Source organism: Streptomyces katrae, from assembly GCF_000966975.1.
In the GTDB taxonomy this organism is placed as follows: Bacteria; Actinomycetota; Actinomycetes; order Streptomycetales; family Streptomycetaceae; genus Streptomyces; species Streptomyces katrae.
Window position 1 is genome coordinate 1 of sequence record NZ_JZWV01000948.1, and the last position, 8,156, is coordinate 8,156.

General features: G+C 74.4%; 7 protein-coding genes. 5 read left to right on the forward strand and 2 right to left on the reverse strand.

Annotated features, from left to right (window positions below; all coding sequences use genetic code 11):
• The first annotated feature begins 65 nt into the window (after window positions 1-65).
• The 3 genes from VR44_RS30195 (at window position 66) to VR44_RS30205 (ending at window position 2,346) form a co-directional block, all read left to right on the forward strand.
• On the forward strand, window positions 66-1,478 hold the full coding sequence (locus tag VR44_RS30195) for an MFS transporter (RefSeq protein ID WP_094192012.1): 1,413 nt from the start codon (window positions 66-68) through the stop codon (window positions 1,476-1,478).
• Between the two features lie 137 nt (window positions 1,479-1,615).
• Entirely contained in the window at window positions 1,616-2,038 is a 423-nt protein-coding gene (locus VR44_RS30200; RefSeq protein ID WP_045950799.1) for a CBS domain-containing protein, read from the forward strand.
• A gap of 47 nt (window positions 2,039-2,085) precedes the next feature.
• On the forward strand, window positions 2,086-2,346 hold the full coding sequence (locus VR44_RS30205) for a DUF6213 family protein (protein WP_045950800.1): 261 nt from the start codon (window positions 2,086-2,088) through the stop codon (window positions 2,344-2,346).
• 130 nt (window positions 2,347-2,476) lie between these two features.
• On the opposite strand, the gene VR44_RS30210 is transcribed toward VR44_RS30205, so the two are convergent.
• Entirely contained in the window at window positions 2,477-3,901 is a 1,425-nt protein-coding gene (locus VR44_RS30210) for an amino acid permease (protein ID WP_342669406.1), read from the reverse strand.
• Between the two features lie 190 nt (window positions 3,902-4,091).
• The gene (locus tag VR44_RS30215) at window positions 4,092-5,072 is read right to left on the reverse strand and encodes a hypothetical protein (protein WP_045950802.1); all 981 of its coding nucleotides are present in this window, start codon (window positions 5,070-5,072) and stop codon (window positions 4,092-4,094) included.
• Between the two features lie 371 nt (window positions 5,073-5,443).
• On the opposite strand from VR44_RS30215, the gene VR44_RS30220 reads away from it, so the two are divergent.
• Window positions 5,444-6,880: an FGGY family carbohydrate kinase gene (locus VR44_RS30220; protein WP_045950803.1), complete on the forward strand. Its 1,437-nt coding sequence runs from the start codon at window positions 5,444-5,446 to the stop codon at window positions 6,878-6,880.
• A partial coding sequence (locus VR44_RS30225) for an NAD(P)/FAD-dependent oxidoreductase (protein WP_045950804.1) occupies window positions 6,877-8,156 on the forward strand: 1,280 nt, incomplete at its 3' end. The genes VR44_RS30220 and VR44_RS30225, both read left to right, overlap by 4 nt.

Sequence of the window (8,156 nt, forward strand, 5' to 3'; positions counted from 1 at the left end):
CGGCCCCTGGCCAGGCCGCCGGTCCGGCCCCTGGCCAGGCCGCCGGTCCGGCCCCTGGCCAGACCATGAACCCGGCCCCTGGCCTCGCCGTGGACCCGGCCCCCGGCCTCGCCGTGGACCCGGCCCCCAGTTCCGCCGTCCGCGCGGGACGGGTACCCGGGCCGGAGGCAGAGACCGCGTCCGGTGGGCTGATCGCACAGTTGCGGCGGCCGCCCGGTGGGCGCGACGCGCGGATCATGCTGCTCGCCCAGCTCCTCGACCGCACCGGAACGGGCGTCTGGGCCGCCTCCTCCGTCCTCTTCTTCACCTTCGTCGTCGGCCTCGACGCCGGCCGCCTCGGCGTCATGCTCGGCGTCGGTGCCATCGCCGGCATCGCCGGCTCCCCGCTCGCCGGCCACCTCGCCGACCGGTTCCCCGTACGCCCCCTCCTGATCGCCTGTCACCTGCTGCGGCTCGCCGCCCTCTGCGCCATGCTCGTCGTCACCCGCTTCGAGCTGCTCCTGCTGATCGTCGCCCTCACCCAGCTCGGCGACCGGGCGGCCAAGACCCTCGAAATGCTCTTCGCCACCCGGGTGGCCGGCGAACGCCGCGCCACCTACCAGGCCCTGTCGCGCAGCGCCGCCAACGCCGGCTACGCCGTCGGCGCGGGAATCGCCGCCATCGGCCTCGCCGTGGGCACCCGGGACGCGTACGAGGTCCTGATCCTCGGCAACGCCCTGTCCTTCCTCGCCGCCTCGCTGCTGATCTGGCGCACCCGGGAACCGCACGGGCACGGCCGCCTGGTCGCCGCCGCCACCCGCCCGGCGGGGGAGGGCGGCGACCAGGACGGGACCGCGCCCGCCGCCGGCTCCGGTCCCGCCCGCAGGAGCCCCTGGCGGGACCGGGGCTACCTCCGCTTCGTCCTCCTGGACATGCCGCTCAACCTCGACGACTCCCTCCTCAACGTCGGACTGCCGCTGTGGCTCGTCCACCACACCGACGCCCCGCACGCCGTCGTCCCGGCGTTCCTCGCCCTCAACACCGTGCTCGTCGTCGTCCTCCAGCTCACCGTGTCCGCGAAGGTGAGCACCCCGCGCCAGGCGGCCGGCGCCGTCGCCTGGTACGGGCTGTTCCTGTTCGCCGCCTGCGCCCTCCTCGCGCTCACCCCCGCCCACGGCCCCCGGACCGCCTCCGCCACCCTGCTCGGCGCGGCCGTCCTCGTCACCGCCGCGGAGCTGGTGCGTTCCGTGTGCTCCTGGGAACTGGCCGTCTCCCTCGCCCCTCAGGAGGCGCGGGCCGCCTACCTGGGCGTGGCCGGCATCTCCCCGTCCGCCCAGAAGGCCGCCGGCCCGCTGCTGCTGACCGGCGCCGTCATGGCCGCGGGCCCGGCGGGCTGGCTGGCCCTCGGCGCGGGCGTCACGGCCCTGGCCCTGCTCCAGCGCCGGACCGCCCTGCACCGCCTGGACACCGTCCGCCCCGCGCCCGCCGCCGTACGCTGAAGAAGGACGCCGAAGTCGCCTGACGGACGGCCTCCCGGCCCACCGGGCCGCCCCGCCCCCGTACCGGGGCGGTGCGATTGCCCCGCCCCGGTACGGGTAGCCGCCAGGTTGGAGCCGTATCCGGCACTGGAGGAGCCATGACCCGCCGCGTGCACGAGGTGATGACCGGGAATCCCGTCACCGTCGAGAAGCTGACGTCGCTCGCGGAGGCGGCACGGGTGATGCGCGACGCCGACATCGGTGACGTGCTCGTCGTCGACGAGGGGCGCCTGCGGGGCATCCTCACCGACCGTGACCTCGTCGTGCGCGCCATGGCCGACAACAGGGACCCCGCCGAGACGACCGTACAGGCCGTCTGCACCACCGACCCGGTCACCGTCGGCCCCGACGACGGGGTCGACGAGGCCATCGCCCTCATGCGGCGCAAGGCACTGCGCCGTCTGCCGGTGGTCAGCGGGAACGGCGAGCTCGTCGGGGTGGTCAGCCTGGGCGACCTCGTGGTGGAACAGGATCCGGGGTCGGCCCTCGCGGCGATCGCGGCGGCCGGGCACGACAGCTGAGGGGTGGCGCGCCGCCGGGCGCGGCACGGAGCGGAGGAGGTGTCGTCATGAACGCGTACGTACCCCTGGTCTCGGTGGCGGACGGCGGGCTGCTGATCCCCGCCGACGAGGTCACGGCCCTGCTGCGGCGCTTGGCGGGCGGCTGGCTGCACTCGGTGTACGACGGCGAGACGGACCTCGACCCGGGCACGACCCTGGGGCTGGCCAACGTACTGGTGGAGCTCGCCGACCAGATCGACGTGGAGTGCATCGGCTTCATGCCCCTCGCGGACGAGGACCCCGACGCGACCGGCCCGCCGCCGCCCTGAGCGACCGGCGACGATGGCCGGAATCTCCCCCGTCCGGCCACCGCAGCGGCCCGGCGCCCGTGAACGCCGACGCCCCGGCGCGGGAGGGCGCCGGGGCGTCAGCGGTGCGTGGCAGGGGGAGGGGGCGGGATCAGACGATGCCCTCCGCGATGTCCGCCTGCTCGCGGGCGGTCCCGTAGGCGGACGGGGTGCCGTACGAGCGGCGGGCCGCGTACCACCAGATGCTCGCAAGGACCAGGACGACCGCCAGGGCGATCACCGCGTAGTTCATCGAGTCGATCGTCACCGGGGACTTCTGCGGCAGGCAGAACAGGACGGTGACCACGGCCACCCACACGACCGCGACCCAGCCGACCGGCCGGCTCCAGCGGCCCAGGCTCCACGGCCCGGGCACGAACCGGTCGCCGGCGCGCAGCCGCAGGTAGATCGGGATCGCGTAGGCCGGGGTGATGCCGATGACGTTGATGGCCGTCACGGCACCGTACGCGGTGGCCGACCACAGCGAGGGCAGGGCGAGGACGCCGGCCACGGCGACGGAGAGCCAGACGGCCGGGACCGGGGTCTGGGTGCGGCCGCTGACCTTGCGCCACACGGACGAGCCGGGGAGCGCGTTGTCACGGCTGAAGGCGAAGACCATCCGGCTCGCCGCGGCGACCTCGGCGTTGCCGCAGAAGAGCTGCGCCACGATGACGACGAGCAGCAGGGCCTTCGCGCCGCCCGCGCCCAGGGCGTCGAGGAAGATCTGGGCGGGCGGGACGCCGGTGGCGCTGCCCGCGACGGCCGCGTAGTCCTGGATGGCGAAGGTGAGCCCGGCGAGCAGCGCGAACCCGGCGAGCCAGGAGGCCCAGATGGACCGGACGATGCCCTTGGCCGCGGAGACGGAGGCGTTGGAGGTCTCCTCCGAGAGGTGCGCGGAGGCGTCGTAGCCGGAGAAGGTGTACTGGGCGAGCAGCAGGCCGACGGCGGCCACGTAGAACGGGTTGGCCCAGCCGGTGTCGTTGACGAACTTCGTGAAGACGAACGAGACCGACTGGTGGTGGTCGGGAACGAAGGCCAGGGCGCCGACGATCAGCGCGACGCCGCCCAGGTGCCACCAGACGCTGACCGAGTTGAGCACGCTGACCAGGCGGACGCCGAAGAGGTTGAGCGCGGCGTGCAGCAGCAGGAACGCCAGGAAGATCAGGAAGGTCGAGCCGGGGGTGGGCACGAAGCCGAACTGGAGGTTCAGGAAGGCCCCGGTGAACATCGCGGCGCCGTAGTCGATGCCGGCGATGGCGCCGAGCAGCCCGAGCAGGTTCAGCCAGCCCGTGTACCAGCCCCAGCGGCGACCGCCGAGCCGGTCGGCCATGTAGTAGAGCGCGCCGGAGGTGGGGTACGCACTGGTCACCTCGGCCAGGGCGAGGCCCACGCAGAGGACGAAGAGGCCCACACCGGCCCAGCCCCACAGCATCACGGACGGGCCGCCGGTGCCGAGGCCGAAGCCGTACAGGGTCATGCAGCCGGACAGCACGGATATGACCGAGAAGCTGATGGCGAAGTTGCCGAAGCCGCCCATCCGGCGGGCGAGGACGGGCTGGTAGCCGAGTTCCCTGAGCCGCTCCTCCTCGTCCTTGAGGGGCGGGGCCTGATGGTCCGGGCGGGCTGCCGGAGTGGTGCGTGACACGGGGGTGCCTCCATGGGGGTGGAGCACGGGGACGGGGGGGAGGGGGGCGAGCGGGGGCGCCGCGTGGGGGCGCGGCGCGAGGTCAGTCCCGGCCGGCCAGGCTCCGTGACCTGGCCTGCAGGAAGACCTCCTCGGCGAGGGCCTGGTCCGAGGGGTCGCGGGTCCGCTGGGCCCACGGCGCGACGGTCCAGTAGCCGCCCATCGCCTCGAAGACCCGGGCCGCCTCGCCGAACTGGTGGGCACCCCACAGGGCGTGGGCGAGGTGGTTCAGGTCGAGCGGGGAGGCGTACGCCGGGTCGGCGTACGCGAACCAGGAGTCCAGGGCGTGCAGCGCGTCGCGGACGGCGTCCTCCGCGACCCAGTGCAGGTCCAGGGCGCGCTCCTGGCCGCCCTCGCGCCGGTACCGCTCGACGTGGACGTAGAGCGGCAGGAGGTGGACGGCCGACCCGGGCGGGGCCGTACCGGCCGCCCAGCGGGCGAAGTTGGCGGCCTCGGTGCGCGGCCCGGCCGCGCCCGCGTGCACGAACTGCAGCATCCGGTGGTAGGCCTCGCGGTTGAACGGGTCCCGTTCGTCGGCCTGCGCGAGGATTCCCCAGGGCCCCGGCGGGAGCATGGGGCCGGGCGGCGGCAGCCGGTGCTCGTCCATCTGCCGGTGCCCGTCGAGGAGGGCGAGGGCGAGCAGGCAGACCCACGGCACGGGGTCGGACGGGCTGATCGCGGCGCTGGTCCGGCAGGCCTGCCAGGCCTCCTGCCACAGTTCGTGCGTACGGGGGTGGCCCGCACGGTGGGCGCGGACGGCACGCTCGACGGCGACCCGGGTGTGCATGACGGACGCGGCGAGGCTGGTGGGCTGCTCGGCCCGCCAGGCCTGGACCACGTCGGAGCCGGCGGCGACCGCCGCGAGGACCTGGGTGCGCTGGGTCCACAGCCCCCAGCCGTCCGTACGCTCCAGCAGCCGGGCCATCGCCAGCCAGCGCCCCGTGCGCAGGTCCTGGACGGCGGCGTGCAGGTCCTTGTCGAGGCCGGCGGGGTGGTAGACGGGCCGGAAATCGTTGCCGGCCATCACCTCGTCCCGTACGCGGTGCGGCCGCTTCGGGCTCGTCTCGTGGTCATCGTGGTCATCGGGGTCCTGGGGTCCTCGGATCGCATGGAGGTATGGGGATGCGTGAACCATGCGCGAACTGTTCGGCGAACCCCCGCCGTTGACCCACGGACGGCGCCCTTACCGACCGTTGATCGGCGATCACTATAAGGCGAGTACGGCAAACCGCGCCCGGAAACTTTTTCGACCGTAAGTTTCAAGCCAGGAAGGGCATGTGATGTGGCGTCATTCGTACGCTCCGCCGTCCGGACGGATCTTGACGTGCCCCCGGCCGCTGGGGAAGGCTTCCGACCGAAGATCCATTGACCTGCCGGAACGCGGACGGAGTCGTGATGACGGGCCCGGTGCTCGCAGTTGACCAAGGCACCTCGGGAACCAAGGCCCTCGTCCTGTGCCCCGAACGCGGGGTCATCGGCTCCGCCTCCGCCCCCGTACGCCCCCGCTACCTCCCGGACGGCCGGGTCGAAGTGGACCCGCGTGACCTGCTGCGATCCGTCATCGACGCCGGACGGGCCGCCCTGGCGGCGGCCGGTGAACCGGCGGTGGCGGTCGGCCTGGCCAACCAGGGCGAGACCGTGCTCGCCTGGGACCCGGCGAACGGCGAACCACTGACCGACGCGATCGTCTGGCAGGACCGCCGCGCCGCGGAACTCTGCACCGAACTGGCCCCGCACGCCGACCTGCTGCGGGAGCGCACCGGCCTGCCCCTCGACCCCTACTTCGCCGCACCCAAGATGGCCTGGATACGCCGCCACCTGACGCGGCGGGGCGTCGTCACGACCAGCGACGCCTGGCTGGTGCACCGCCTCACCGGCGAGTTCGTCACGGACGCGGCGACCGCCGGCCGTACGCAGCTGCTCGACCTCGACACCGTCGCCTGGTCGCGGCCGGCCCTCGAAGCCTTCGGACTCGACGCCGAACCGCTGCCGAGGGTCGTCGACGCGGACACCCGCGTCGGCACCACCACCGCCTTCGGCCCCGAACTGCCGCTGACCGGACTCCTCGTGGACCAGCAGGCCGCCCTGCTCGCCCAGAGCGTCACCACCCCCGGCGCCGCCAAGTGCACCTACGGCACCGGGGCGTTCCTCCTCGCCCAGACCGGACCCGAACCCCGCCGCAGCTCCACCGGCCTGGTCGGCTGCGTGGCCTGGCGGATCGCCGGGCGCACCAGCTACTGCCTCGACGGACAGGTGTACACGGCCGCCTCCGCCGTGCGCTGGCTCACCGACCTCGGAGTGATCTCCGGCGCCGAGGACATCGACACCGTGGGCGCGAGCGTCCCCGACTCCGGCGGCGTCACCTTCGTCCCCGCCCTGGCCGGCCTCGCCGCGCCCTGGTGGCGGGGCGACCTGCGCGGCTCCGTCACCGGCCTCGGCCTCGGCACCACCGCCGGCCACCTCGTGCACGCCCTGTGCGACGGCATCGCCGCCCAGGTCGCCGAACTCGCGGACGCCGCCGCGGCGGACCTCGGCGCGCCCCTCACCACCCTGCGCGTCGACGGCGGGCTGACCCGTTCCGCCCTGCTCATGCAGGCCCAGGCCGACCTCCTCGGGATCCCCGTCGAGGTGTCCGCCCTCCCCGACGCCACCGCCCTCGGCGTCGGCGCGGTCGCCCGGCTCGGCCTCGACCCCTCCCTCACCGTCCGCGACGCCGTCCCGGAATGGAAACCCTCCGCCGTCTACGCGCCCAGGGCCGGCGCCGACGAGGCCGCCGAACGCCGCGCCCGCTTCCGCACGGCGGTCGCGGCCCTGCTCGACGGCCCGGCGTGAGCGTCACCACCCGGGGCCCCCTGCCCGGCGGGGAGTACGACGTCACGGTCATCGGCGCCGGCGTGGTCGGCTCCGCCATCGCCCGCGAACTGGCCCGGCTCCCGCTGCGGGCCGCCCTCGTCGAAGCTTCCGACGACGTCGGCGACGGCACCTCCAAGGCCAACACCGCCATCCTGCACACCGGCTTCGACGCCGTGCCCGGCTCCCTGGAGTCCCGGCTGGTGCGCGAGGGCAGCCGACTGCTCACCGCATACGCCGCCGAGAGCGGCATCCCGGTCGAACCCCTCGGGGCGCTCCTCGTGGCCTGGGACGCCGACCAGCTCGACGCCCTCCCCGGCCTCGCCGCCAAGGCGGAGCGCAACGGCCACCACCACACCCGCATCATCCCGGCCGAGGAGGTACGGGCCCGCGAACCACACCTGGGCCCCGGAGCGCTGGGGGCGCTGGAGGTGCCGGGGGAGTCGGTCATCTGCCCCTGGACCACCACCCTCGCCTACGCGACGCAGGCCGTCCGCGCGGGCGTGGACCTCCACCTCAACTGCCGCGTCGAATCCGCCATTCCGGGCGACCCCCATGTCGTGCACACCGGCCGCGGGCCGCTGCGCACCCGCCACCTGGTCAACGCGGCCGGACTGCACGCCGACCGGATCGACCGGCTCCTCGGGCACGCGGACTTCACCGTGACCCCGCGGCGCGGCCAGCTGATCGTCTTCGACGAACTCGCACGGGACCTCGTACGCCACATCCTGCTGCCGGTGCCGACCGCGCTCGGCAAGGGGGTCCTGGTCACCCCGACGGTGCACGGCAAGGTGATGCTCGGGCCGACCGCCGAGGACCTGGAGGACAAGACCGCCACCGGCTCCACCGCCGAAGGCCTCGCCCTGCTCCGGGAGAAGGGCCGGCGGATCCTGCCCGCACTCCTCGACGAGGAGGTCACCGCCGTCTACGCGGGCCTGCGGGCCGCCACCGGCTCCGAGGACTACGCGATCCGCGCCCACCCCGCCCAGCGCTACGTCACCGTCGGCGGGATCCGCTCGACGGGCCTGACCGCCTCGATGGCGATCGCGGCGCACGTGGTGGAGCTGCTCGCCGAAGGCGGCCTGCCGGTCTCCGGCGCCCGGGACCCGGAGCCGGTGCGGATGCCGAACCTGGGGGAGGCCTTCCCCCGCCCCTACCGCGACGCCGCGATGATCGCGGCGGACCCCGAGTACGGGCGGATCGTCTGCCACTGCGAGCGCGTGACCCGCGGCGAGATCCGCGACGCCCTCGCCTCCAC